General features: G+C 62.6%; 21 protein-coding genes. 12 read left to right on the top strand and 9 right to left on the bottom strand.

Annotated features, from left to right (window positions below; translation table 11 throughout):
- Window positions 1–2 precede the first annotated feature (2 nt).
- Both ABIE52_RS22825 and ABIE52_RS22820 read left to right on the top strand, forming a co-directional pair.
- Entirely contained in the window at window positions 3–1,028 is a 1,026-nt protein-coding gene (locus ABIE52_RS22825; RefSeq protein WP_192712632.1) for a TniB family NTP-binding protein, read from the top strand.
- On the top strand, window positions 1,025–3,175 hold the full coding sequence (locus ABIE52_RS22820) for a TniQ family protein (RefSeq protein ID WP_192712631.1): 2,151 nt from the start codon (window positions 1,025–1,027) through the stop codon (window positions 3,173–3,175). The genes ABIE52_RS22825 and ABIE52_RS22820 overlap by 4 nt, the downstream gene beginning before the upstream one ends.
- A 214-nt stretch (window positions 3,176–3,389) precedes the next feature.
- Here ABIE52_RS22820 and dnaB read toward each other — a convergent pair whose 3' ends face one another.
- From dnaB to rpsF, 5 genes are all read right to left on the bottom strand, one after another.
- Entirely contained in the window at window positions 3,390–6,047 is a 2,658-nt protein-coding gene (dnaB, locus tag ABIE52_RS22815) for a replicative DNA helicase (protein WP_354541536.1), read from the bottom strand.
- A 508-nt stretch (window positions 6,048–6,555) separates the two neighbouring features.
- Entirely contained in the window at window positions 6,556–7,011 is a 456-nt protein-coding gene (gene rplI, locus ABIE52_RS22810; RefSeq protein WP_007735531.1) for a 50S ribosomal protein L9, read from the bottom strand.
- Between the two features lie 18 nt (window positions 7,012–7,029).
- Window positions 7,030–7,272, bottom strand: coding sequence for a 30S ribosomal protein S18 (gene rpsR, locus ABIE52_RS22805; protein ID WP_003941245.1), 243 nt, complete (start codon window positions 7,270–7,272; stop codon window positions 7,030–7,032).
- Window positions 7,273–7,311: 39 nt separating this feature from the next.
- Complete coding sequence (locus ABIE52_RS22800) at window positions 7,312–7,836, bottom strand: single-stranded DNA-binding protein (RefSeq protein WP_003941248.1); 525 nt, start codon at window positions 7,834–7,836, stop codon at window positions 7,312–7,314.
- 64 nt (window positions 7,837–7,900) lie between these two features.
- Window positions 7,901–8,188: a 30S ribosomal protein S6 gene (gene rpsF / locus ABIE52_RS22795; protein WP_003941237.1), complete on the bottom strand. Its 288-nt coding sequence runs from the start codon at window positions 8,186–8,188 to the stop codon at window positions 7,901–7,903.
- Between the two features lie 210 nt (window positions 8,189–8,398).
- Between rpsF and ABIE52_RS22790 the strand changes: the two genes are divergently transcribed.
- The 3 genes from ABIE52_RS22790 to ABIE52_RS22780 are packed head-to-tail and all read left to right on the top strand — an operon-like array spanning window position 8,399 to window position 11,235.
- The gene (locus ABIE52_RS22790) at window positions 8,399–9,754 is read left to right on the top strand and encodes a glycosyltransferase family 87 protein (protein ID WP_007735530.1); all 1,356 of its coding nucleotides are present in this window, start codon (window positions 8,399–8,401) and stop codon (window positions 9,752–9,754) included.
- Window positions 9,754–10,338, top strand: coding sequence for a GNAT family N-acetyltransferase (locus ABIE52_RS22785; RefSeq protein WP_003941251.1), 585 nt, complete (start codon window positions 9,754–9,756; stop codon window positions 10,336–10,338). The genes ABIE52_RS22790 and ABIE52_RS22785 overlap by 1 nt, the downstream gene beginning before the upstream one ends.
- Before the next feature lie 45 nt (window positions 10,339–10,383).
- Window positions 10,384–11,235: a DUF4190 domain-containing protein gene (locus ABIE52_RS22780; protein WP_354541535.1), complete on the top strand. Its 852-nt coding sequence runs from the start codon at window positions 10,384–10,386 to the stop codon at window positions 11,233–11,235.
- Here the strand turns inward: ABIE52_RS22780 and ABIE52_RS22775 are convergent.
- Entirely contained in the window at window positions 11,171–15,013 is a 3,843-nt protein-coding gene (locus tag ABIE52_RS22775) for an nSTAND1 domain-containing NTPase (protein ID WP_192712629.1), read from the bottom strand. The two genes, ABIE52_RS22780 and ABIE52_RS22775, sit on opposite strands and share 65 nt — an antisense overlap.
- 186 nt (window positions 15,014–15,199) lie before the next feature.
- Here ABIE52_RS22775 and ABIE52_RS22770 point away from each other — a divergent pair, with 186 nt between their 5' ends.
- The gene (locus ABIE52_RS22770) at window positions 15,200–15,499 is read left to right on the top strand and encodes a helix-turn-helix transcriptional regulator (protein ID WP_003941253.1); all 300 of its coding nucleotides are present in this window, start codon (window positions 15,200–15,202) and stop codon (window positions 15,497–15,499) included.
- A gap of 2 nt (window positions 15,500–15,501) precedes the next feature.
- Here ABIE52_RS22770 and ABIE52_RS22765 read toward each other — a convergent pair whose 3' ends face one another.
- The 3 genes from ABIE52_RS22765 to ABIE52_RS22755 all read right to left on the bottom strand — a co-directional run bounded on the left by ABIE52_RS22765 (window position 15,502) and on the right by ABIE52_RS22755 (window position 20,248).
- On the bottom strand, window positions 15,502–17,079 hold the full coding sequence (locus tag ABIE52_RS22765) for a glycosyltransferase family 87 protein (protein WP_192712628.1): 1,578 nt from the start codon (window positions 17,077–17,079) through the stop codon (window positions 15,502–15,504).
- Between the two features lie 39 nt (window positions 17,080–17,118).
- Complete coding sequence (locus tag ABIE52_RS22760) at window positions 17,119–19,266, bottom strand: transglycosylase domain-containing protein (protein ID WP_007735524.1); 2,148 nt, start codon at window positions 19,264–19,266, stop codon at window positions 17,119–17,121.
- A gap of 562 nt (window positions 19,267–19,828) precedes the next feature.
- Complete coding sequence (locus tag ABIE52_RS22755) at window positions 19,829–20,248, bottom strand: DUF5318 family protein (protein WP_042448217.1); 420 nt, start codon at window positions 20,246–20,248, stop codon at window positions 19,829–19,831.
- A 128-nt stretch (window positions 20,249–20,376) separates the two neighbouring features.
- Here ABIE52_RS22755 and ABIE52_RS22750 point away from each other — a divergent pair, with 128 nt between their 5' ends.
- The 6 genes from ABIE52_RS22750 to ABIE52_RS22725 all read left to right on the top strand — a co-directional run bounded on the left by ABIE52_RS22750 (window position 20,377) and on the right by ABIE52_RS22725 (window position 25,805).
- Window positions 20,377–21,216: a DUF1707 SHOCT-like domain-containing protein gene (locus ABIE52_RS22750; RefSeq protein ID WP_064689046.1), complete on the top strand. Its 840-nt coding sequence runs from the start codon at window positions 20,377–20,379 to the stop codon at window positions 21,214–21,216.
- Between the two features lie 9 nt (window positions 21,217–21,225).
- A complete protein-coding gene (locus tag ABIE52_RS22745; protein WP_064689045.1) occupies window positions 21,226–22,047 on the top strand; it encodes a DUF1707 SHOCT-like domain-containing protein in 822 nt (273 codons plus the stop codon).
- A gap of 9 nt (window positions 22,048–22,056) precedes the next feature.
- Window positions 22,057–22,827 (top strand): DUF1707 SHOCT-like domain-containing protein, encoded by a 771-nt coding sequence (locus tag ABIE52_RS22740; RefSeq protein ID WP_064689044.1) that lies wholly within the window; start codon window positions 22,057–22,059, stop codon window positions 22,825–22,827.
- A 116-nt stretch (window positions 22,828–22,943) separates the two neighbouring features.
- Entirely contained in the window at window positions 22,944–23,507 is a 564-nt protein-coding gene (locus ABIE52_RS22735) for a PadR family transcriptional regulator (protein WP_003946014.1), read from the top strand.
- Complete coding sequence (locus tag ABIE52_RS22730; RefSeq protein ID WP_003945979.1) at window positions 23,500–24,603, top strand: inositol-3-phosphate synthase; 1,104 nt, start codon at window positions 23,500–23,502, stop codon at window positions 24,601–24,603. The genes ABIE52_RS22735 and ABIE52_RS22730 overlap by 8 nt, the downstream gene beginning before the upstream one ends.
- Before the next feature lie 143 nt (window positions 24,604–24,746).
- Window positions 24,747–25,805 (top strand): isopenicillin N synthase family dioxygenase, encoded by a 1,059-nt coding sequence (locus ABIE52_RS22725; RefSeq protein ID WP_019746062.1) that lies wholly within the window; start codon window positions 24,747–24,749, stop codon window positions 25,803–25,805.
- The last annotated feature ends 7 nt before the right edge of the window (window positions 25,806–25,812 follow it).

The following is a 25,812-nucleotide window of genomic DNA, read 5'->3' as shown; positions in this document are numbered from 1 at the left end:
CCATGACAATCCAGACAACATCTGCCATTCGTTCCCTCATAGCAGATCAGCCACCCGTCCTACAGAACCGCGCAGACTGGCCTCGACTGCGGCGGCGAGACTCTGCCGATGCGCCGCCGTGCGGGATCGACGGTGATGGGATCACACTCGCCCGATGGATCAGATCGATCGGCCCCATCGAGACTTCCGACATCCAAACGATCGAAAACGACATGCGCAAGTTGCTCGACCACAACGCCACTTCGGTGAATGCGGGCCGTCGATGGGTCGCGATCAACGGGCCATCACTCGTCGGAAAAACACAGGCGACCACGGCCGCCATGCTCCGAATACATGACGACCTACTCAAACATCCTCACGATCCAGGAAAAGGTATTCGAGCCGAACACATACCGGTAGTTTTCGTCAGCGATGCGGGCGCAAGCTGGCCGACACTCCTACGGGCTATCGGCGCATTCGCCAGCGTCCCGAACACCAGGCTGGCGACGGGGGCCGACATGCTCCGGCAGCTACGAACAGTGCTGCCCAGCATCGGAACTCGGATGATCGTCGTCGACGACGCGCACATGCTTCGCCGCGTGGGTGCCGCTCGTGATCTGACCGACAACCTGAAAATGACGGTCGACGCGCTTCCTGTCAGTTTCGTCTTCGTCGGAGCCGGACTCGAAAACAGCGCCCTCCTCAGACGGACGGATCGCTCAGAGGACGAATACTCCGCAGCAGTGCAGCTCGCTGGTCGAATGCATCGTCGCGATCTGATGCCGTTCGTCGACACGGACAAGACTCAAATGCGAGCCTGGCATCGACGTATCGGTGCACTGATCGGCCGACTTGAACTCATCGACGGACTCGACAGCAGCGAACTCCGTGACGCGACGTTCGCCGCCAACCTCTTTCACGCGTCCGGCGGCCGAACAGGCCTGTCCCTCGAGCTGCTCAAGGACGCCACTATCGCCGCAATTGCCCACCGCCGGAGCCCCACAGTCAATGACCTCATCTTCGAATCCAAGAGAAAGGCCACCGAATGATTCCAATCCGAGCCGATCTTCTTCACGACGAGTCACTCGATTCTTGGATCGAACTTCTCGCCGATCTCAACGGGTGCCGCCCACGCGACATTACAGGCCACGACGACACCATCAACAAGGACAAAGCCCTACCCCTCACCAGGGCCGTCGACGACCCCTCGCTCCTTCGCGTCTCCGAGTGCACCGGTGTGGACCCTGACCGATTGGCCGAGGCGACACTACGTCGATACAAGCCTGTCGGGCTCGCGAACGTCACGCGTGATTCATCGACCGGCCCATGGTCTCAGGTACGCGGAACCGGTTACTGCCCCATATGTCTCATCGACGACGATCTCCGCTGGAAATTGCCTTGGCACCTGCGCTGGATCAACATCTGCGAGGAACACCACACAGTGCTAAGAGACAACTGTCCCGCGTGCGGATCGAGAGCGCGTGACACGCGCACACACCACCCACGCACTACCGGCTCCCACATATCCGCATGGCGCCTCAGAAGATGCAGTCACGGATGTGCCACCGAAATCCTGGCTCAGAACACGGCGCACACAATCGAAATCCACTCGGCCGCTTACGAAACGCACTCATGGCTCACCAGAATCCTGCACACCAACGGCGCTTCATGCGCATACACCGGCGACGAGTTCCTCAGCGCGGAAAGCATCCTCACAGACGCCTCGCTCCTGACCCGGCACGCTCTCAACGCCATGACCTACGTCGATGGCGTCGGATCCATCCCCGACAGCCCGGACCCAGGAGCGTGGACTCAAAAACTGAGTCGGTCGGACTTCGTCAGCACACCCATGGGCCGAAGTGGAGTATCCGAAGTAACAACCCCACAGTTTCTCATCGCACAAACCGCGGCGATCGGCATCCTCACCACCGCTGCCAGCGGCAGAGACTTACTTGATACGTGGTTGTCACCATCGCGAATCACACACATCATCGACCATCTACGACGAAGGAACCACGCCACCTGCACCGTCCACCTCGAACGGTTACTCAGCTGGCGCCGACCGCCACAAACCGGAACCGTCTTGAGCGACCGGCTCGGACGCCGCCGACCACAGCATTCCGCGAAGGCATTGACTAACGCCACCACACGATCGATCGACGCGATGAATCTTCCCTCCTGCATCTGGAGGCAGGTACGCGACAACGCTCCCGAACTCCCCGACCGAGTCATACGACTCTTCCCGCTCACCGCACCGATCGCACTCGCCTCGATGGGACGCAAACCAGACTACAACCGACTCGCCCTGGAATTCAGCCTTGACTACAACGCCGACGAAATCCGCTATGCACTAAACCATCTCATCAGCAACGAACACGGAACCGAAGTATTCAACTACCTTCAAAACCTGCATGCGCATCTACTGTCATACCCGCCACCGATCGACTACCGGAGGCGGCGCCACCTCTTCCCCGCGCCATCCGACATCGGACGTAACCACACCAGACTTCTCGCCCGAGCAGCAAACACCTACCTGACCACCGCATTCACATGGAAGATCCAACGCTATATCTGGCAGCTCCTGACCGGCAGCGACCCGCTCGTGACCTACGGAGCCGCTCTGCTCCACGGCCCCGCAGCCTACAGCTACCGCAAGTTCGTCCTGACGATGCCGGTCGACCTCCAAGACAAGTCCGGCGAAGTCGCGCAACGCCTTTTGCTGAAGCATCGAATCGGTGAACCAGTAAGTTATACACCACAATTCACAATTGAAACTGATACATGGGCGGACCGCGGGCGCGAAGAACGCTACCTCCCCGACATCGGTCGCAGCGATCTCCGACGAACGAGCCTCTCACTCACACTCGCAGCATCCGCTGCAGGCGACCCCGAAGAACTCGTCCATCTGGCGCTCGCCGGCGAAAAGATTGCAGCACTTCGACTCTGCCGATTCGCCGACAGCGCCCACTGCAAGCTCGATGGCGACGCTGCCGCGATGTTCGGGGTCCGACCCACCCAGATACGCCGGGAATACACCTACCTTGCCAAGGCACTCGGAACCGACGTTTTCACACGAGATACCAGCCACGGGCCACGCCAACTCACACCGACTGGCAGTTCGCTGTACCACCTCGTGCGGGCGAACATCGATCGCCTCCGGCAGATAGCCAGCTACGAACCACCCCGACCAACCTAAACCCCCAACGATACCGACGTCTTGCGGTCGTATTTGCCCGCAAGGCGTCGCTGTGTGCAGGAAACAGTGTCCTGGCACGCAGCAATTCCAACCTTCAGAAAGCTGAGAGTGGGCTCAGCCCGCATTTGTCTCAAATTCACAAAACTGCAGGTGTTTGTCTCAAAATCTCATGATGTCCGATTTTTGTCTCATCACCAGGCGATGGCGGCAGCAGCTATCCCCGCGCCATATCGACGAACTTCGAGAGATGAAGCTGGTGCGCCACAGTGATTGTCGCGGTCGGGCCGTTACGGTGCTTACCCAGAATCAGGTCGGCTTCACCGCCACGGGGATCGTCTCGCTCGGTCGCGTCGGGGCGGTACAGCAGAATCACCATGTCGGCGTCCTGCTCGAGTGAACCGGACTCACGAAGGTCGGCGACCTGGGGACGCTTGTCGGTTCGCTGCTCGGGACCACGGTTGAGCTGACAGATCGCGACAACCGGAACTTCGAGCTCCTTCGCCAAAAGCTTTAGGCTACGGGAGAATTCGGAGACTTCCTGCTGACGGGACTCGACCTTTTTACCCGAGCTCATCAGCTGGAGGTAGTCGATGACGATCAGGCGAATGTCGTGTTTCTGCTTGAGCCGCCGCGCTTTTGCGCGGATTTCCATCATGGTGAGGTTGGGGGAGTCATCGATGAATAGCGGCGCCTCACTGATCTCACTCATGCGACGCGCGAGCTTGGTCCAGTCGTCGTCGGTCATCTTTCCGGAGCGCATGTCGCCGAGCTTGATCTTTGCCTCTGCGGACAGCAGACGCATGACGATCTCGGTTTTGCTCATTTCCAACGAGAACATGACGCTGGCCATGCCGTGCGTGATGGAGCAGGAACGCAGGAAATCCATTCCGAGCGTGGAATTGTGCGTCGGGACCATCGAATGACCGGCCAGGTACATGTGGTCGGAGTTGTCGACCTCGACGCAGCGAACCGGAACACTCGCAATTGGTCGAACATCGACAATGTAGCGCGATCCGCTGCGCGCAGTGCTTTTACTCGCTCGACGCTCCTTGTGCAGCATCGCTTTCCGCGTAAGACCGAACACTTCGTCATCAGTCGAGAAGGTCAAGGTGAATGCAGTCGACGAAGCCTCGGTGCGACCGTTGACTCGCTTTGTGCTCATTTGGCAGCGATAGCCAAGACTGACCACTAATTCCTGGGCATCGCGGACGAGGCGCTCGTTGGTTACCGAAAACTGAACGGAGCCACCGGCAGTCACAGTTCCATCAGTGTCGAGAAGCCCCGCAAGAACCGCACGACGCTGCGCCTCGGACCCACGGAGATACTGGACAGGGATGTGCTTGTTGCCCAGAACACCGACCGTACGTAGGCGTCCTTGAACCGTGCCGTACTCATTGCGGCACTTCTGGCACAGTCGCAGCCCGATCGAAGGTCCACCACAGTGTGAACAGGTTGGCGCAGGTACAGGGTCAGACATGAAACGTGCTTTGCCGCCGCATGATTGACCGCACGTTCGCACCTGACTGGTGAACGGCACGAAGCTCTTTCCGCACACAACGCAATCGCGCGGAGCGACGGGATCTTCCGGGGCTAATTTAAGGCTGTAGCGCAAATGCGCCGACTTGGACGGAACTGCAACCAGGCCTTCGGCCTCGATCAACATGATGATCTCGGGATCAGCAATGGTGAATTGTGCGCAGGCAGTAGAACCGTCACCTAGCCAAGCGCCAAGTGTGTAGGGCGGGACAAGGAGATCCTGCGTTGGTAGGTCGAGCGGCTTGGCATTCACGACAGAGTGATTAACGCGGCCATCCGCCGTTGCGCATCGCACCGTCGATGCGATCTCCGCCGTGGTTCGGACCTCGGCGAATGTCTTTTGATTCTTATAGCGGTTGTAACCTGTCTTGGCGTTCTGCGCTGAACGGCGCGAAGCACGCGTCTCCGTCAACCACTGATGCTGCTCGTCGGCCACCAACACAGTTCCGTCGGAGAACTCGACCTCGTAGCAAGGGCGGTCAACCATCACGTCGGTAGCGGCAACAACCCGCGTCGGCTTGCCGTGGTTGTCGATCAACAGATCGCCGACAGCAACGTCACCCATCGTGGTCCAGCCACTGGGCGTCGCGAGGGGAGTATCGAGGGCAAGCGCCTTGCCCACACCAGGTCTAGCCGCGACGATGATCATCTGACCAGCGTGAAGGCCGTTGGTGATCTCGTCGAGATCCTTGAATCCGGTGGGCACACCGAGGGAAATTCCGCCGCGGCTGGCGATGGAGTCGATCTCGTCCATCGTGGGCTGGAGGAGCTCGGTGAGGGGTACGAAGTCCTCGGTGGTTCGACGCTCGGTGACCTCGAAGATCTCGGCCTGCGCGCGGTCGACAACCTCGGCCACGTCCTGGCCCTCGGTGCCGGCGTAGCCGTACTGGACGATGCGAGTACCGGCGTCGACCAGACGACGCAGCACGGACTTCTCGGCCACGATCTCGGCATAGAAGGCGGCGTTGGCGGCTGTGGGCACTGTCTGGGTCAGCGTCACCAGGTAGGCAGCACCACCGATACGGCGGAGCTCACCTCGACGGTCGAGCTCGGCGGAGACCGTCACCGGGTCGGCGGGCTCGCCACGGCTGTAGAGGTCCAGGATCACGTCGTAGACGGACTGGTGGGCGGGCCGGTAGAAGTCACCCGGACGCAGTACCTCGAGGACGTCAGCGATGGCGTCCTTGCTCAGCAGCATGCCGCCGAGCACCGACTGCTCGGCAGTCATGTCCTGAGGTGGCTGGCGTCCGAACTCCTGGTCGGGCTCGGCCTCGGGAGGGCCCGGGTAGTCCGGCCCTGAGAAGTCGGAAGGTCCTCGATCATCTACAACAGCCACAAGCGAGACCTTCCCGTAAAACACTCGACGACACTGCCAGAAACCGCAGCGCCCTCATCATTTGTACCTGCCCCCACCGACATCCCCTAGCCGCATTCGGCCGGGCTGTAGATAGACGCCGAGATGACGTTAGGGACTAGTAGGTCCGCATACAAACCGGACTGTGGATAAACCTGTGGATGCTTTGTGGAAACTCCCGCCCCACGGTGTGCACCGCCTGTGGAGCATTTGGGGACTACTTTGCTTAGTAACTACAAAAGACCAGGTAGATGGCTATCCACAATTTCACAGGCCTGTTGATGAAAATAGTTTTTCCACAGTCGGCGCGTCGGCGTGTCGGGCGTGTTGCCTCGCCCGATTCGTCACTGATCACCAAGTCGAACATCACAGTGTGAGAGTTATCCCCAGGTCCGATTCGGGACGCTGACAGGCGGCACACCGCACCCCGAAACAAAACGTCGGGCCCCGCACACCGAAGTGTGCGGGGCCCGACAAGACGAACAGTCGACTATGCGCCGACGACGTTCAGGTTGAACTTGGCAACCACATCGGGGTGCAGGTTCACGACCACGGCGTGCTTGCCCGTGTTCTTGATGTGAGCCTTCGGCAACACGATGGAGCGCTTGTCGACAACCGGTCCACCGGCAGCCTTGATCGCAGCAGCGACGTCAGCGACGGTAACCGAACCGAAGAGCTTGCCCGAGCCACCGGCGGTCTTGACCGTCAGCGTTACGGACTCGAGGCCCTCGATAGCTGCCTTGAGCTCCTTGGCGTGATCCAGGCCGCGCACAGCGCGCGCTTCCTGTGCACGACGGATGCCCTCGACCTGCTTCTCGGCGCCACGGGTGGCGACGATTGCCAGTCCGCGGGGGAGCAGGTAGTTACGGCCGTAGCCGTCCTTGACCTCCACGGTGTCGCCAGGCGCACCGAGGTTGTCCACGTCAGCGGTGAGGATGAGCTTCATGTTCTTTCCTCCCTTTCCTTAGCGAGCCACGGTGGCGTAAGGCAGCAGTGCTACCTCACGTGAGTTCTTGACGGCAATGGCAACGTCGCGCTGGTGCTGGACGCAATTGCCGGTGACACGGCGAGCACGGATCTTTCCGCGATCGCTGACGTACTTACGAAGCAACGTCGTGTCCTTGTAGTTGATCTGCGTGTTCTTCTCTTTGCAGAAGGTGCAGACCTTCTTCTTCATAACCTTGTCGCGCAAGGGCGGCTTCGGCATGTCTTTGCTCTTTTCTGGATGTTCCTGATCAGGTACGGATCAGAAGGGCGGTTCGTCGCTGCCCGCACCACCGAAGGAGCCCGAAGCCTGAGGCGCACTGCCCCAAGGATCGTCTCCACCCGAAGGTGCAGCGCTCGGACGTCCGCCACCCGATCCGCCGGAGGAACCGCCGAAGTTGCCGCCTCCACCGCCGCCACCACGGTTGGCCTTGTTGACCTTTGCCGTGGCGTACTTCAGTGAAGGACCGATTTCATCGACTTCGAGCTCGACGACAGTTCGCTTTTCGCCCTCGCGAGTTTCGTACGAACGCTGCTTGAGCCGGCCGCTCACGATTACTCGTGAACCACGGGTCAAGCTCTCCGCGACGTTCTCGGCTGCTTCGCGCCAGATGTTGCAACGCATGAACAGCGCATCGCCGTCTTTCCATTCATTGGAATTACGGTCGAAGGTGCGGGGCGTGGAAGCAACCGTGAAGTTTGCAACCGCGGCACCCGCCGGGGTGAAACGAAGTTCAGGATCAGCCGTCAGGTTTCCGATGACGGTGATGATGGTGTCGCCAGCCATGTGGTTCCTCCTGCATTGATGTAAGACCGTTGGGCGCGAGAGTAGAGCTCGCTACCGACAGTAATTACTTGTTGTGGCGCAGAACCTTCGTGCGCAGAACCGACTCGTTCAGACCGAGCTGACGATCGAGCTCAGCGACGGTGGCGGGAGTGGCGTTGATGTCGATCACCGCGTAGATACCTTCAGCATGCTTCAGGATCTCGTAGGCGAGACGACGCTTACCCCAGACATCGACCTTGTCGATCGTGCCGCCGTGCTGGCGCACAACATTGAGGAACGTATCCAGTGAAGGAGCGACAGTGCGCTCGTCCAGGCTGGGGTCAAGGATGACCATCAATTCGTAATGACGCATAAGACCTCATCACCTCCTGTGGACTAAGTGAAAACGGCCACGGACTATCCGTGGCAGGAGGGTCGTTGCGTCAGCAACCCTCGTAGGTTACACGAGGGGCCTTGACCAGGGAAATCGTCCCGGCCCTCCGGGAAGACCGCCAGGTCGATGCGCGACGCGTGGTGCAGACGCATCACCCCGCGAGCCACTGCGCCCCCTAGGGTGAGAATCATGCGAACAGACCGCAAGACCCCGGCGTCGATCCTGGCGTTGGTCGTCGGATTGTGCGGGCTGACGATGGCGCTGGGCTATTTCAACAAGGCCAGATGCGGCGGTGCACCGTTCGCGCCCGACGGACGAAGCCTGAACTTCGACGTCAACAAGAACATCGACGTCTGCTACTCCGACATTCAGTTGCTCTGGCTCGGACGAGGTATCGATCAGCATCTGTTCCCCTTCGTCACCGGAGGGATAACGCCCGAAGGATTCCTGACCGGCGGAACCGTCGAATACCCGGTGCTCAGCGGAATTCTGATGTGGCTGGGCGGTATCGGCTCACACACCGACACCGATTTCCTTCTGCACTCGGCCCTGATCCTGGCTCCTTTCGGACTGCTCACGGCGTGGATGCTCGGCAAGATGAGCGGCGCGTACGCGCTCGTGTGGTCGGCGACTCCGCCCCTGGTTCTGTACGCATTCCACAACTGGGAGCTCCCGGTGGTGGCCACCAGCGTCGGCGCGATCTTCCTGATGACGTTCGAGCGGATCCCGCTGCGAACTCGCGCGGTTCTGGCGGCCGTCATCCTGGCGATCGGTTTCTGTTTGAAGCTGTACCCGGGAATGTTCGTGCTGCCGCTCATGGCCTACGTGCTTCTACGCGGCACCGAAGGCAAGCGCTACGACGTTCGTGGAGCGCTGATGACGGCGGGCGCGGCGATCGTCACCGTCGTCCTCGTCAACCTGCCGTTCGCCCTCATTTCCTACGAAGGCTGGCGCGCGTCGTTCAGCTTCCAGGAGAAGCGAAGCGCGGACATCACCACCAACTCGGTGTGGTTCTGGGGTTTGCGCCCCTTCTACGGTTTCGGAGTTCGCGAACTCAACGCCGACTACGACGCACTGGTGAGCATCCTGTCTCCGGTGATGATCCTGTTGTCGTTCGCGCTCGCGATGTATCTGGGTTGGCGCCGCTACGTCCGCGACGGCTACTTTCCGTGGATTGCAGTCAGTGCCGCGATGCTGTGCGGATTCGTGTTGCTGCACAAGGTCAATTCACCGCAGTACACACTGTGGATCCTGCCTTTCCTCGTACTGTTCAAGATCCGGTGGTTCTGGATCGTCGCCTATCTGATCGCCGACGCAGCGTTGGGTATCGGCATCTTCCGGTACTTCTACCAACTGGACATGAATCTCGATCCGAGCAAGTACGAGGCCGTCGTCCAGGCGAGCGTGTGGGGCCACGTCATCCTGCTCGCCGTGTTCTTCTTCCTGTTCCTGCGAGTCCCGTTGCGGTATCCGCTTGCCGGTGGGACCGATCAGATTGCCAACTCCGACAACAACCTTCCGACTCACTCACGGGAGCACGCCTGATGACTGCATCATGGTTCGAATCACCGACGCTGACCGGTGATCGTGTCCGACTCGAACCCCTGGGCGTCGCGCACACCGACGCTCTGCTCGCTGCTGCCGACGACCCGGCGATCTTTCGCTGGACCGCATCGCCCATCACCGATCGGGAACAGGCACAGAAGTACATCGCTGCAGCAACCGACGACCCTAATCGGATCGCCTTTGCGCAGGTGAACATCGCGACGAACGCCGTGGTCGGCACCACGTCCATGTACCAGATCGACCCGGTAAACCGCAGTCTTGCAATCGGATACACGTGGTTGTCGCGATCGGTTCAGGGAACCGGGATCAATCCCGAATCGAAGCTGCTCCTGCTTCGTCACGCCTTCGACCAGCTCGAAGCCGTACGCGTCGAGTGGCACACGGACGAGTTCAACGAACAGTCCAGGGCCGCGATCGCAAAGCTCGGCGCTCAGTTCGAGGGCCTGCTGCGCAAGCACCGACGCCGCGCCGATGGCAGTTGGCGTACAACAGCGCTGTTCGCGATGACCGACGACGATTGGCCGACCATCGCACCTCAGCTCGAGACACGTACCCGAAACTAGCGATCACCTGCACTCTTCGGCCAAGTCCATGCCAAGATTCACCTCATGAGCGATCAGGGTGGGTACGGGTACCAGGGCAATCAGAATTGGCAACCGTCTCCGTACGGGCAGCCCGATCCGTACGGCAGGCGGCCGACGAACACACTCGCGGTGCTCGCCCTCGTCTTCGCGTTCCTCATCGCGCCGTTGGGGATCGTCTTCGGGCACATCGCTCGCGGCCAGATCAAACGGACCGGCGAAGAAGGCGACGGACTCGCCCTTGCCGGACTGATCATCGGCTACATCTTCACCGCACTCGGCATCCTGGCCGCGATCGTGTGGATTGCATTCTTCGGGCTGCTCGCCGCCGCTTTCGGCAACGCCGCCAATGAAGCGAGTTCGCGGAGTCTCACCTATACGACGCCGTACTCGTACTCCACGAACACGACTCGGGCGCCGAGTGCACCCACCACAGCGCCGAAAACGACGACGCCCCCACGCGTCACAACCTCGATCGGACCAGCGCCGACCGTCTCGGGCACCAACCGTCAGGGCTTCATCTCCGGCGGCCCCAGTTGCAACTCCACCAATCCTGCCGTCGCCATCGCCGTCACGACCGGATCACGAATCGTCATCTGCGAAACCGGAGTCGGGCGTTACTACTACAAGGGTCAACGGCTGAGCGACGGCGCCACCATCGAACTCGACGATCCGACGCCCACGGGCAACGGATTCACCGTCACCAACAAGGACGTGACGTACAAGCTCAGCCTCCGCCGGACTGGTGATCACCGGCAGCGGAGGCGAGCTGGGTCGGGAAGCGGCGCTCGAGTTCTGGATGAACTGAAGCGCGTCAGCCGGCACACGGATCCTGGTAGGGAACACCGGGCAGGTACCGCTCCCATTCGGCTTCCGTGATGGGAGATCCTGCGGTGCGGCACAATCGATCAACGACGCCGTCGGGGTCGATTCCCCACAAGCGAACGGTCTTGTCCGACCCGCTACCCGCGATCATGTCACTCTCGCCGGCGAACTGAGCGTCGTTGACGCGACCCGGGTAGGCGGACAGCGTCGCAAATCGTGTTGACTGCGAGGGCGTCTCGATATCCCAGAGCCAGACGGTTCCGTCGCCGACACCGGCAGCGAGCCGATCACCGGCGCGGTTGAACGAGATCGAATAGATTGCGCCCTCGGGGCCGACGAGACGAGCGAGTTCCTCGGGTGCCGACGGTGTGCGTACGTCCCACACGGCGACACCGTGATCCGCACTTCCAGCGGCCAACAGCGTTCCGTCGGCGCTGAAAGACACTGCTAATGCGTAGCTTTCGAATCCACCCACCGTCGCCGCCACCCGGGGCGACGCTGCGTTCGACACGTCCCACAGATCCACTTCGTTCTTGGCGTTCGCGATCGCCAAGATGTCGGTACCTGGCTGAAAGGCCATCATCTGCGGGTAGGAGCCGACATCGGTCAACGACAACAGTTTCGGAGCCGACGGGTCGGAAACGTCGACCAACGCAATACTGTTGTCGTCCTGCGAGGACACCGCCAGCAGATCTCCGGCGGGATTCAGTGCGACAACCGCCACGATGCCCTTCACGTACACCGCGGGTTCGCTGTAGATCCGTGGCGACGCCGGATCACTCAGGTCCCAAAGATATGCACCGCCGCCGCCGGTGCCGCTCACCGCCAGGTTCCCGTCTGCCGACACCGCCGACGCACCGCTGAAAGTGTCGGCCCCTTGCGGTTTCAACTCCGGCATCACCGCGGGGCGATCGAGATCCTCGGTGTTCCAAGCCAACATCGCGCCACCCCTGGCACCGACGCCGGCCACCAGACGCGAGCCGTCCGCGGCAAAGGGACTGGTGAAGATCGTGTCCCGAGCTCCCGCCCAGACCGGACCCGGAAGAGCCCACACGCGAGTCACACCGTTGAGTCCCCCGGTGACCAGATTGCGGCCGTCATCGCTGTAGTCGACTGTGGTCACCGCCCCACTGTCCGGAAGTGTTTCGATCAATGCCCCGGTTCGGGGGTCCCACACGCGCACGGAGTTGTCGGAACTTCCTGCGGCAAGACGTGTTCCGTCTTTGCCGTAGTTCAGTTCGTTGACGTAGCTGGAAAATCCCGTCAGTGCCTGCAGGGGAGTGGGGCGCGCCGGATCGCTCATGTCCCACCGAACCACCTCCCTGCCAGTGGTTCCCGCCGCGAGCTCGCGTCCGTCCGGACTGAAGGCGACGCCGAGGTAGTGGACGGTGGTGCCGTTGGGCTCGGTCGCGAAGATCGGCGCCGATTCCTCACCCCACTTCGCGACGTCCCACACGCGCAGAGTCGCTTGACGCCCGCCCGCCACGAGGAAACGTCCGTCGGGGCTGAACGTCGCGGTGACAATGCCGTCAGCTGGATGCGGAAGAGCAGGCAAAGCAACGGCATTCGTGGAGGTGTCGATGTTCCATCGCAGAACGTCGGGCGTCGAGGTACCGGCGACCAGCTTGGTTCCGTCTGGACTGAACTCCATGTCCTGCACTACCCGTTCACCGTCGACGGGAAGAGTTCCACGAACCGGATTCTCGGGATCCGACACGTCCCAAAGCGCAGCGCCGCCGGCGCCACCGGTCGCAAGCAGCCGTCCGTCCGGGCTGTAGGCGACGGCAAAGAGCGCCGTGCCCTCCGAGACTCCGAGGAACTCCGCCTGCGGAACAGCTGAGGCCACACCGTCGACCATCGGATAAAGTCTGACCTTCCCATCCGAACCCCCCACCGCCACAACAGTTCCGGCTGGGTTTATCCGGGCCTTCATCGCGCCGGGCGGTCCGATGATGCGAGTAGCCGAATGAACGCCCGACGCATCCAGCAATGCCGAGCGGGCTTCGGTTGTTTCGTTGACCGCAAATGCCGCCAGAGCAAGCTGCGACGCCAGCGACGGATCCCGCTCGCGCATCCTGATCGACTCGGTGGCCACCTGACGCGACATCGCCTCGTCTCGCGCGGTATCTGCTTGGACACGTTGACGATTGGCTCCGATACCGGCGACGGTCGAAACCACCGCCAACACCAGAGCGATCACCGACGCGGCTGCCAACGCAGTCACGAGCCGCCGTAGCACGCGTGTACGTCGGCGATCGGCAAATTCCTGCTGATCACGATGCTCGATGCTCGCGGCGAGGTACTCCCGCTCGGTGGCATTGAAGTCGGCGGCGCGGGTCCGACTCGGTTCCAGTGGGAGCCCGAGTTCGCCCGAACGCAGCCATTCTTCCGTCAGATGAAGACGTGCGGGTCCGAGCAGCGCGCCGGGGTCGCGTCCACTGTCTTCCCACACCTGCGCCGCGTAGGTGAACCTGCGATGCACCGCCAGGCCGGCGCGGTCCGAGTCGATCCAATCGCGAAGCCGACTCCACGCGGACAGCAAGACCTCGTGCGAAACCTCGACGGTCTCCTCGTCGACGGTGAGAAGGCGCCGTAAGGCGAACCGGTCGATGACGGTATTCACGTCGTCGACGTCGTCACCGAGGAAGAGTTCGGTGCGCGGTGCCCGCCGACGCGTCTGCGTCACTTCGTCGACGTTGACCAACCGGAGGAAGATCCTGCGCGCCAACTGCTGCTGCCGCTCTGTGAGCTCGCCGTACACTTCCTCCGCGCTTTGCTGGACGGCTCCGGCAATCCCGTCGGTGGCGTAGTAATCCGAGACGGTCAGCGTCTTACGCGTCGACCGTTGCCAGGTCCCCAGCAGTGCGTGCGACAACAATGGCAAAGCTCCGGGGTCGCTGGCCGTGCGCGAGCCGCGTGGTGTCAGCTCGGAGACCAGAACCTGAACCAACTCGCTCTGCACGGTCATCCCGGCCTTGACCGCCGGCTCGACGATCACTTCGCGCAACTGCTCTTCGGTCAGCGGCCCGACCACCATCGGCGAGTCGTCGAGCAGTGGCACCAAAAGCGGTTCCTTCGCCGCGAGCCCGTAGAAGTCGGCACGCATGCCGATGACGACAATGGTGTTCTCACCGAGTTCCGCGAGAGTCTGCAGTATTTCCTCGCGACGATCACCGTCGCACTGCGTCCACAGTTCCTCGAACTGATCGAGCATCAAGACTGTTGGTTCGTCGGAAATCGACGACGGGATTCCTCCCGTACCCGGCTGCCGGATTTCCACCCGCCAGCCGTCGAACCGTGGATCGTCTCCAGCGATCTTGGGGGCGAGCCCGGCCCGCAGCAACGACGACTTACCCGAGCCGGAAGCACCGATCACCATGAACTGACGGCGACGTTCACCCTGTATCGCCGACGCCACCCGTTCCGCCAAATTGGCAGTGAGTTCGTCTCGACCGAAGAACCACTCGGCGTCCTCCTGCCGGAACGACTCGAGACCTCGATACGGAACGGTGGCGTCGCCGCGTCGTCTGGCCGTCAGCTGTCTCACTCGTTGCACCGCACTGATCCAGCGCTCCCGCTCATCCTCGGAATCGACGCCGCAGGCCTCGAGGAGCGCGAAAAACATCGGGGTACTCGCCGGCGTCGGCAGGTGTTGGCCGGCAAACCATCCGCTGACGGTTCCGTGCAAACCACCCGAACGCTCGACGGCTTCGCGGACCGTCAGTCCGGCTGCGTTCCGCAGTGCAGTGAGCGTCTCAGCAAACTGCCCACGCGACTCGATCCGGGCGGGATCGACCTGATTGTGCGTACCGGCTTCCGCCTTCGAGTTCATAGCGACGCACTCTATCGGAGCAGGTAGGGGATTTGTCCGTTGTATGGACTCTGTATCGAGAGAGTTGCACCCGTTCCACTGAGACACCTCGATCGAAATACTCGTCTCAGTCGCACCCCGAGCCAGCAGCCCTTCTGCAAATACGGCAGTCGACGCCCATCCCCTCCGTCGAAAGGCGCTACTCGCATGTCTTCAATCGGCATTTCTCCGAAGATCGAGGCAAACGTGTCCCGAGTCGGCAACCCCAAGCACGGCAAGCACAAGCCGAAGCTGAGCGTCCGCGAGATCGAAGTACTTCTTGCCTGGCTACGTTCGGATTCCAAGTCCGAGGTCGCCGAGACACTCGGCCTACGCGTCTGCACCGTCAACACACACATCACTCGGATCCGCACGAAGTACAGCGACGTCGGGCGGCCGGCTCCCACGAAGGCAGCATTGTTTGCCCGCGCGGTCCAGGACGGGTACACCACCCTCGACGAGTGGTGACCTCAGACCGTGACGGGTTCCGGTTCCTTCGCCTTGGACGGCTTCAGCCAACCGGGTAGCCAGGCAGGTTGTTTGTCCGGTGCTTGATCGAGAACACCGCCCGCCGGATCGTCGATGAACCCGTACCGCACGAGATCCTCCGACGGCCGGTAGATCTGCCGGAGCACCAGCGCGCACAGAACGAGTACCGCGATGTCCCGGATCACGACGGTTCCGGTGAACCACTGCTCGGGCAGCCCCTTGTTGGACACACCGAGGTAATACATCATTCGTGGAACCCAGACCAGGGCGTCGATGGTCATCCACGCGAGCAGGAGTCTGCGGTGCGGCAAGGCCAACACGGCCAGCGGCACCAGCCACAGAGAATACTGCGGGCTCCACACCTTGTTCGTGAGCAGGAAGCCCGCCACCAACAGGAAGCACAGCTGCGCAACTCGCGGACGACGCTGCGCCGTCAGGGCGACGTATCCGACACCGATGCAGACGGCCACGAACAAAAGCAGAGAGACGGCGTTGAGATTCGACGGCGACTCACCCTGTGCGAGAGGAGCGTCGAGGCCCTTCCACGACGTGAACGACGCGATCACGTTGTAGAGCGAATCCGGATCGGCCCCGCGTTCGGAGTTGAGCCGGAAGAATTCGTACCAACCATGGGGGTACAGCGCGGCAATGGGCAGGTTCACCGCAAGCCATGCCGCGACCGCGCTGAGAGCGGTCACCAGCCAGTCCCTCGTCTTGCCCGCGCGCAGACACAAGACCAAGAGCGGTCCCAGTAGGAGCAGCGGGTAGAGCTTTGCGGCGCCGCCCAGGCCGAGCAGGATTCCCGCGAGCACGGGCCGCTTGCGTGCCCACGCCAACAACCCACCCGCCGCGAACGCCGTCGCCAGAGGATCGAAGTTCGTGAACACGTGCACGATCACCAAAGGGGAGCACGCGATGAGAGCGCCGTCCCACACTCGTCGTCCGGCCAGCAGGGTGCTCGCCCACACGGTGACCAGCCACGCCAACGCCAACCCGAACGCCACGACGTTGAAATAGAGCGCCACCTGAATCGCGCCCGGCAGCCAGGTGATCGAATCCCACGCCTTCGCGACTTTCATTGCGCCGTACTGATAGAGCCCCGAGATGACCGGATACTCCATGTACCGCATCTGGATCGAACCGTCGCCGCGTACTTCTTCCCACGACGTCTTGTACGGGAATGCTCCCTGATCGAGGCGCTCGGCTCCGTACAGCGGAACGGTATCGGAGTAACACATCGCCACGTACTGACGGCTGCCACTCCAGTCGAGGCCGACCTGCCCGCTCTCGCCGACCGGCGCCTGTTGAATACAGCCCGCCTTGGCGAACCAGCCGAAAGCCAAGAACACCACGGCGAGCAGAAGGATCACTCGCATCGGTGTGAAGAAGCGAGTGCGCCCGATCAGTGCGTGACGACCTACCGGACCGCCGACGGTTCCCGACAGCGCAGACACCATCGCGTCGTTGCGACTGGGAACGTCCCGCCAATCCGCCGAACGAAGATCTTCGGCCAGCGGAGCGGGGGAGGTCGGTTCGGCATCATCAGCATTCGCGGCCACTCCGCGAGGTTACCGTCTTTCGAACCGACCACCCTCCAACTACTGGCCGGGGCTCACACCTGCCGGTTCTTCCTCGGTGGTCTCGCCTGCCCCTGGTACCTGTGGCGTGGTTGTCGTCGGCCGGGAGATGCCCGGAATCGGGATCGTGATGCCCGGCAGAACCTCGACCTGCGTCGTTGTCACCACGGGCGGCGGAGTGGTTTCCGTCGTCGTCGGTGCGGTGGTCGGCGGCGCCGACGTCTTGGGCGGTGCGGGAGCCGTGTACTCCGGAACACCACCGGCTTGACCGTTGATCTTGCCCGGCGTCGGGAACTTCTCGTTGTCGGTGCCCTCGAGGGCGCCGTCCATCGTGTCCTTCCAGATGTCCGAAGGCAGACCCGAGCCGTAGATCATCGCGCCGCCCGAGTTGGTGATCGCTTCACCGTCGGGAGTTCCGACCCAGACCGCGGTCGAAAGCGACGGCGTGTAGCCGACCATCCACGCGTCCTTGTTGGCTCCGGTGTCACCGAGCTGCGCAGTACCTGTCTTCGACGCCGACAGACGTCCGCCGGCCAGGTTGTGACCGCGCGAGTACGCCGCGATCGGCTGCATCGCAGCCGTCACGTTGTCCGCCACGGCAGCGTCGATGCGGTCTTCACCGGCGGGCGCGCCGCGGTCCAGCAGCACGGTGCCGTCGGCCGCGACGACCTTCTGCACGAAGTGCGGTGCGTGATACGTACCGGACGCGGCGAGTGTCGCGTACGACGACGCCATGTCGAGCACGCGGGCCTGGTACTGGCCGAGCACGATGCCGTTGTTAGGGCCGGAACCGTCGGCCTCGGTGAGCGACGGGCCGACGCCCGGGATGTCCTTCGGGATGCCTGCCTTGTGAGCGATGTCCGCGATTTCCTGCGGGCCGTTGCCGTCGAGGCTGAGCATCTGACGGTAGAAGCTGGTGTTCAGCGAACGCTTGAGCGCCTCTGCGATGGTGCAGGTGCCGCAGCTTTCACCTTCGACGTTGCCGATGGAGATGCCGTTGACGGTCAGCGGTGAGCTGTCGTACATCTGCGAGAGCGGGATTCCCTGATCCAGGGCGGCTGCGAGGCCGAACACCTTGAACGAGGAACCAGTCTGAAGTCCGGCATTCGCGAAGTCGTATCCCGCGCCGTCCTCACCGCCGTAGTACGCCTTGACGGCTCCGGTCTTCGGATCGACCGAGACAACTGCGGTACGCAGGTTCTCCGGCTCGCCCTCCATATTGGAACGGGCTGCCTCGACCGCTGCGGCCTGAGCCTGCGGGTCGATGGTCGTGGTGATCTGCAAGCCCTCGGTGTTGAGCAACTGCTCGCTGATTCCAGCGTCGCCGATCTCCTTGAGCACCTGACGCTTGATCAGGCCTTCGGGTCCGGTCGAGCCCTGGCTGCTGTTGTCGACCTGGGCGAGCGGGATGTAGGCGGGGTACTGCATCGGCGTGCGCGCGGCCTGATCCAGCGTGCCGGCGGACACCATGCCGTCGAGCACGTAATCCCAACGGGACTTCGCGCCGGTCGGGTTGGTCTCGGGATCGAGGAGCGACGGAAGCTGGATCGACGACGCCAGGACGGCGCCTTCTTCGATGGACAGCTGGTCGACGGGCTTACCGAAGTAAGCCTTGGATGCTGCGCCGATGCCGTATGCGCCGCGACCGAAGTAAATGGTGTTCAGATACGCGGCGAGGATGTCGTCCTTGGACCACTCGTTGGCCATCTTCGAGGAGATGACGAGTTCCTTCATCTTTCGCGTCAGCGAACGCTCCGAGCCGACAAGCGCCTTCTTGACGTACTGCTGCGTGATGGTCGAGCCACCACCGGCGCTGTCGCGACCGAGGACGTTGTCTCGGGCCGCGCGTGCGAAACCGGAGATCGAGAAGCCCGGGTTCGAGTAGAAATCGCGGTCCTCTGCGGCCAGAACAGCGTTGCGAACGTGCGGCGGTACCTGATCGAGCGAGACCTCGACGCGGTTGCCATCTGGCGGGACGACAGTGCTGATCACCGTGGTGCCGTCGGCGGCAAAGACCGTCGCCACCTGATTGGTCTTGAGGTCACCGGGCTTGGGGACGTCCTGCACGATGTACGCCGCCATGAAGGCAAGGACGGGCAGAACAAGACCGAGCGCCACCAAGACGTAGGCCGAGCGGCGAACTGTGCGCCACTTGGACTTCTTCTTCACGGTGCTCTTTCTTCCCTTCGGGGGTTGTCCGTCGTTGCCACCGCCACCGGAGCCACCTGTCGGTGGCTTCGTCGGTGGAGGTCCGACCGGCGGGCGGGTGCCCGCGTTGCTACGGGTGGTCGCTGCTGCTGCCGCGACGCGCTGGGTCGGTTCGTTCGCCTGAGCGCCTACGGCGCGATCTCGAGGCGGCGGGCCGGCAGGTCGGCCTTGCGGCGGACGACCCTGAGGAGGGGGACCGGCGGGGCGGCCCTGAGGAGGCGGGCCCGAAGGTCGGGCTTGCGGCGGACGACCCTGGGGCGGGGGTCCCATCGGACGACCCTGAGGGGGCGGACCCTGAGGGGGCGGACCCATCGGAGGGCGTCCCTGCGGTGGTGGGCCCATGGGACGTCCCTGCGGCGGACGACCCTGAGGAGGTCCGGCGGGACGGTTGGGACCGACGGGACGGCCACCCGGGTTGTTGCCGCCCGGGTTGTTGTTGCTGGGGGAACTCACGAATCAAATCTCCAGTGGTCACGGACCGATCACGTGCAGACTTCGATCGGGCCCTTCTTCGGGTGTGGCGTTACTCGCTGGCGGTGCGCCGGCTTGGTGGGCGTGCTCGCCGCGGTCGCGGCGGCGCAGGTACTGCGCCGAGCACATAGGACTGCACCAAGTGGTTCCAACTGCAGGTACGGCACACCTCTACAACGTGCACCGTGAACTCCTCTGCTGTTTCCGCAAGCCGAGCGAGCTCGTCCGAGGTTCGGGCCGATCCCGAAACCTGACCGAGCTTGTCGCCGAACACCCAGGACACGAGCGTCAACTGTTCCTTGCGGCAAATGGGGCAGACGACGTCGCTGCCCCGGCCGTGGAACTTCGCGGCTCTGAGTAGGTACGGATCGGCGTCACACACCTGCTTGACGTCGGTCCGACCCGCAGACACTTCGGCCAGCACAGACCGACGCGCGAGCGCGTAGTCCACAACTTGCCGCTGTATCCGCACCTGACCAGCGTACGTGCGTCCGTGCCGCGACGGACGGTTCGGGAGGGTCACGATGAACACATTTCGGGGGCTGGGGGCATGGCGACCAGCCATTACGATCACTTCCTGTGAAGTCTTCTCGTTCTCCGATGACGCGCGCTCGTGATCTTGATCGCGTCGAAACGTGCAATGTGTTGGACGCCGCGTACGCCGAAGGGCAGTTGAGCGCGGAGGACTACTTCGACCGGACCGAGAAGGCGAAGTCCGCGAAGACCCTGCTCGCACTCGCACGCCTGGTCAACGATCTGCAGGTGCCGAAGATCGAGACCAAAACGGTGCCTCGGACGTCGACGGCACGAAAGGCCGTGTTCGTCGGTGCTGCTGCTCTGATCGTCGTCGGCGCGATCGCAGCAGTGGCGTGGAGTCGGTCACCGTTGACGCCCTCGGAAGACATCACTGCCAGTTATGCCAGCACTACTTCCCTCGCTCCGCCGTTGCCGACCACCACTCCGGCGCCGGAGCCGACCGTCGAACCGATCCTGATCGCACACATCGACACGTTGACCCCGGAAGGAATCGGCGCATTCATCGAGAGGTATCGAGACGAGTACGGCGACATGTTCGTCGACAGCGCGAGCTTCCACGAGAAGCATTCTTCGGTCCAACGCGCAGCACCCGGTGCACCGGCTCAGACCCAGCGCATCAGCTTCTGGGGTGGATTCCAGATCGAGCCGAACAACACCCCTCGCAGAAGCGATCAGCCGACGTTCGACCTCGGCTCCATCGAGATCGACAAACTCACGCCGTTCATGGAAAACATCGGCGAATTCATCAAAGTGCCGGACGCGACGATCACCGCCGTGATCCTCGACGCGAACTACGGTGTCCCGGAGATCGCGATCTACGCGGAGAACATCCGCGGCGAGGATGGACGCATCGAGGTCACCCCGTGGGGCGAGATCTCTCGTTCCTACCCGTACGGGAGCTAGGGTGAGCCGGTGAGTGGGTCCCCGACTACTACCTCTACGCGCACCCGCGCGCGCGACGTCGACCGTTCCGACACCTGCGCCGTTCTCGACTCCGCCCTGTCCGACGGACAGATCACGGCGGACGAGCATGCAAACCGAACGGCATCGGCCATGACCGCGACCACCCTCGGCCAGCTCGATCTGCTGGTCCGCGATCTGCAGAAAGCGACGCTGCGTAACGCCGTCGCCAAAGTTCGTCGTATCGACAAGATCTGGTACCTCGCGGCCGCTTCGGTTGTCTTCGCGGGCATGATCGGGTTCCTCACCTTGTCCGCCGACGATTCACCCCCACCGCCTCCACCTGCTGCAGCCGAACCTGTCGGACCGCTTGCCCCCATTGTGAGTTCGACGCTGAACACGGTCACTGCAAGCGGGATCGGGGAATTCATCACCAGATACAGCGCCAAGTACGGCACGACGCTGATCGATTCCGCCAACTTCTACGACGGCCATGCAAGCGTCACTCGCGCCGCCGCTGTCTCGCCGAATCTGGAGGAGGACATCGACTTTCGTGGAGGTTTCACACCAAGCGAGAGCTCCACATCCCGGGCGGCCAGCACGACTACCTTCGACCTCGCCTCGGTCGACATCGACAAACTCGCCGGATACCTGGCCGGAGCGTCCGCCAATCTCAACGTCCCCGACGCCAAGGTCTCACACATCAGCATGAGTTCGTCGGGCCAAGATCCACGTATTTCCATCTACGTGGACAACGAACTCGGCGCGAGCGGTTCGATGGAGCTGACCCCGGATGGCCGCCCGATCCGCTTGTCTCCCTTCACTCCTCGATAGGCCTCGGACATGCCGAACGATCTGACCCGGACCACCCGTGCTCGCGACGCCGACCGCGAGGCCACCTGCGCAGTGCTGGACTCCGCCTTCGCCGACGGGCAACTCACCGCGGCCGAGCACGACGAATTGACCGAACTCGCCGCGGTTGCAGTTACTCTCGGCGATCTCGAAGAATTGACGTTCGATCTGCAGACCGAGGCGTCCCTACCCGTTCTCCGGAAAGAACCTTCGCTGGACACGCGTTGGATCGCCGTTGTGATCATCGCTCTGTCACTGGTCTCGGCTATCGGTTTCGGAATCAAATACGCCGCGTCCGACGTCACGATCTTCTCGAGCCCCGAGCCACAGTTACACACCGTCGACGGCCTGGGGGCGATGTTCCATGCCATCGAAACGGAGTACGGCAGCGGACTGGTCGACGAGATGACCATCTATCCCACTTATGCACGCATAACGCGCGCCGATCCTGCCGCGCCGCGCAAGAGCCTGGACAGCTACTACCGAGGCGACCTCGAGGACACGACTTCAGGAGGATCACGCGAACCCGACGTGACACAGATCGACGTCAGACAGCTCGATCCTCGCATCGTGATCGCCCTGCTCGACGGCGCCGGAACCACCACCTCCGTGCAGAATCCGACCACGCGGTACCTCATGATCGAGAGCTCCGAAACCGTGCCGACCATCGAAATTCACGTCGGCAACGACCTCGACGAGAGCGGGTACCTGACCGCTGCCCTCGATGGCGAAATCATGTCGATTTACCCGTTCACCCCCTGATCTAGCCGTGACACCTTGGTACACGTATCGGGCCGCAGTGTGGTTTTATATATCGGCGCGATATAGTTGGTTATCGCATCAAGCGGTTAGGTTCAACGACTCGGGAGGTTTGTCAGTTGCTCGAACTCGCAATCCTCGGGCTGCTCCTCGAGTCACCGATGCACGGATACGAGCTGCGTAAGCGGCTCACTGGTCTGCTCGGCGCATTCCGCGCGTTCTCGTACGGATCGCTGTACCCAGCACTGCGGCGCATGCAAGCCGACGGATTGATCTCAGAAGACGTCGACACTGCCACCGGCACGCTCAAGCGTCGGGCGCGTCGCGTCTACCAGCTCACTCCGGAAGGTCGGCAACGGTTCACCGAACTGGTCGCCGACACCGGGCCGCAGAACTACACCGACGACGGTTTCGGCGTTCACCTCGCCTTCTTCAGCCGCACCCCCGCAGAAGCGCGGATGCGGATCCTCGAAGGCAGGCGACGTCAGGTCGAGGAGCGCCGTGAGGGGCTCCGCGAGGCCGTCGGTCGGGCCAGCGGATCGCTGGACCGCTATACCCGTCAGCTCCATCAGCTCGGACTCGAATCGAGTGAGCGCGAAGTGCGTTGGCTCAACGAATTAATCGCAGCCGAGCAATCGACAACAGGAACATCCCGGAAAGAAGGAGAACCCGACCATGGGTGAGAACAGCACCGCGGTGCGCGTAGCCATTGTGGGCGTGGGTAACTGCGCCTCGTCCCTGGTTCAGGGCGTCCACTACTACAAGGATGCCGACGAGACCCAGACGGTCCCCGGCCTCATGCACGTCAAGTTCGGTAAGTACCACGTCCGCGACGTGCAGTTCGTCGCTGCGTTCGACGTCGACGCCAAGAAGGTCGGCTTCGACCTCTCCGAGGCGATCCTCGCGAGCGAGAACAACACCATCAAGATCGCCGACGTCCCGCCCCTGGACGTTCCCGTTCAGCGTGGCCCGACCCTCGACGGCATCGGCAAGTACTACGCCGAGACCATCGAGCTGTCCGACGCCGAGCCCGTCGACGTCGTCAAGGCACTCAAGGACGCTCAGGTCGACGTCCTCGTCTCCTACCTGCCCGTCGGTTCCGACGACGCTGACAAGTTCTACGCACAGTGCGCGATCGACGCAGGCGTGGCATTCGTCAACGCTCTGCCCGTCTTCATCGCTTCCGACCCGGAGTGGGCTGCCAAGTTCAAGGACGCCGGCGTCCCGATCGTCGGTGACGACATCAAGAGCCAGGTCGGCGCCACCATCACCCACCGCGTGATGGCGAAGCTGTTCGAAGACCGCGGCGTCGTGCTGGACCGCACCTACCAGCTCAACGTCGGTGGAAACATGGACTTCAAGAACATGCTCGAGCGTGATCGCCTGGAGTCCAAGAAGGTTTCCAAGACCCAGGCCGTGACGTCCAACCTGACCGGCGCACTTGCCGGCAAGGTTCACGACCGCAACGTCCACATCGGTCCCTCGGACTACGTGGAGTGGCTCGACGACCGCAAGTGGGCATACGTCCGCCTCGAAGGCCGCGCCTTCGGTGACGCTCCCCTGAACCTGGAGTACAAGCTCGAGGTCTGGGATTCGCCCAACTCTGCCGGCATCATCATCGACGCCGTCCGCGCAGCCAAGATCGCCAAGGACCGCGGCATCGGTGGACCGGTTTACCCGGCTTCCGCTTACCTGATGAAGTCCCCGCCGGTCCAGATGGCCGACGACAAGGCTCGCATCGAGCTCGAAGCGTTCATCATCGGCGCTGACGAAGCTTAATTCGACTCACACTGATTCGGGGTCTTGCGCCAATGGCGCAAGGCCCCGATTCTGTTATCCGCAGGGTGTTTCCGCATCCGCGCGGGTAATCACGCCTGCGGCTGCCGAATTGCCGTGCGGGTCCGGGTGCCGCTCAGCGTGGAATGATGGACATCAGAACCATCACACGGATCGAGGACCCCATGTCGATTACGTCGCTGCCAGTGCTCGATCTATCGCTTGCGCAGAACCCCGACACCGCCGAGCAGTTCCGCACTCAGCTCCGCGAGGCCACCCACGAGGTCGGATTCTTCTACCTGGTCGGCCACGGAATTCCCGACGAACTGCAGCGCCGCCTCCTCGCCGTCGCCCGCGAGTTCTTCGCGCTGCCGACTGCCGAGAAGCTCGCGATCGAGAACGTCCGCAGCCCGCACTTCCGTGGGTACACCCGGCTCGGCGGCGAACTGACCGAAGGCAAGCAGGACTGGCGCGAGCAGATCGACATCGGGGCCGAACAGCCCGCGGCCGAGCGCACCGACACCTCACCGGCCTGGGAGATCCTGCAGGGCCCCAACCAGTGGCCCGACGCCCTTCCCGAACTCCGCGACGTCATCACCGAGTGGAACGACACACTCACCTCGATCGCATTGAGCCTCTTACGCGAATGGGCGGTAGCCCTGGGCCAGGATGCGAACATCTTCGACGACGCGTTCGCTCACGATCCGTCGATCCTCATCAAGGTGGTGCGTTACCCGGGCCGCCCGAAAGGTGCCGGCTCCCAGGGCGTCGGCGGACACAAGGACGCGGGTGTGCTGACTCTGCTCTATGTCGAACCGGGCAAGGGCGGTCTGCAGGTCGAGCACGACGGCGACTGGATCGACGCGCCGCCGATCGACGGGGCGCTGGTGGTCAACATCGGCGAACTGCTCGAGGTCGCTACCGGTGGCTACTTGAAAGCGACTGTGCACCGGGTAGTTTCACCCGAGGGCGACGGTGAACGTATCTCGGTGCCGTTCTTCTTCAACCCGAACTACGCAGCGCAGATCCCGGAGTTCGACCTACCGCCCGAGCTCGCGGCGCGCGCCACCGGCGTCACCGTGGACGCGAACAACCCGATCCACGATTCCTACGGGGCGAACGCCCTCAAGAGTCGACTACGTGCGCACCCCGATGTCGCGGCCCGCTGGTGGCCGGACATCGTTGCGGCACAAAGCGCTACCTAGGGGATGG

The sequence above is a fragment of the Rhodococcus sp. OAS809 genome (assembly GCF_040546695.1).
Classification (GTDB): Bacteria; Actinomycetota; Actinomycetes; order Mycobacteriales; family Mycobacteriaceae; genus Rhodococcus_F; species Rhodococcus_F qingshengii.
This window is presented reverse-complemented; position numbering and strand designations above follow the sequence as displayed.

Excerpts from the sequence above, each read along its gene's own strand:
- ABIE52_RS22820 (WP_192712631.1), top strand. The coding sequence starts at position 1,025 with ATGATTCCAATCCGAGCCGATCTTCTTCACGACGAGTCACTCGATTCT.
- rplI (WP_007735531.1), bottom strand. The coding sequence starts at position 7,011 with ATGAAGCTCATCCTCACCGCTGACGTGGACAACCTCGGTGCGCCTGGC.
- ABIE52_RS22725 (WP_019746062.1), top strand. The coding sequence starts at position 24,747 with ATGATGGACATCAGAACCATCACACGGATCGAGGACCCCATGTCGATT.
- ABIE52_RS22730 (WP_003945979.1), top strand. The coding sequence starts at position 23,500 with ATGGGTGAGAACAGCACCGCGGTGCGCGTAGCCATTGTGGGCGTGGGT.
- rpsR (WP_003941245.1), bottom strand. The coding sequence starts at position 7,272 with ATGCCGAAGCCGCCCTTGCGCGACAAGGTTATGAAGAAGAAGGTCTGC.
- ABIE52_RS22750 (WP_064689046.1), top strand. The coding sequence starts at position 20,377 with ATGACGCGCGCTCGTGATCTTGATCGCGTCGAAACGTGCAATGTGTTG.
- ABIE52_RS22825 (WP_192712632.1), top strand. The coding sequence starts at position 3 with ATGACAATCCAGACAACATCTGCCATTCGTTCCCTCATAGCAGATCAG.
- rpsF (WP_003941237.1), bottom strand. The coding sequence starts at position 8,188 with ATGCGTCATTACGAATTGATGGTCATCCTTGACCCCAGCCTGGACGAG.
- ABIE52_RS22770 (WP_003941253.1), top strand. The coding sequence starts at position 15,200 with ATGTCTTCAATCGGCATTTCTCCGAAGATCGAGGCAAACGTGTCCCGA.
- ABIE52_RS22790 (WP_007735530.1), top strand. The coding sequence starts at position 8,399 with ATGCGAACAGACCGCAAGACCCCGGCGTCGATCCTGGCGTTGGTCGTC.
- ABIE52_RS22775 (WP_192712629.1), bottom strand. The coding sequence starts at position 15,013 with ATGAACTCGAAGGCGGAAGCCGGTACGCACAATCAGGTCGATCCCGCC.
- ABIE52_RS22785 (WP_003941251.1), top strand. The coding sequence starts at position 9,754 with ATGACTGCATCATGGTTCGAATCACCGACGCTGACCGGTGATCGTGTC.
- ABIE52_RS22780 (WP_354541535.1), top strand. The coding sequence starts at position 10,384 with ATGAGCGATCAGGGTGGGTACGGGTACCAGGGCAATCAGAATTGGCAA.
- ABIE52_RS22800 (WP_003941248.1), bottom strand. The coding sequence starts at position 7,836 with ATGGCTGGCGACACCATCATCACCGTCATCGGAAACCTGACGGCTGAT.
- ABIE52_RS22740 (WP_064689044.1), top strand. The coding sequence starts at position 22,057 with ATGCCGAACGATCTGACCCGGACCACCCGTGCTCGCGACGCCGACCGC.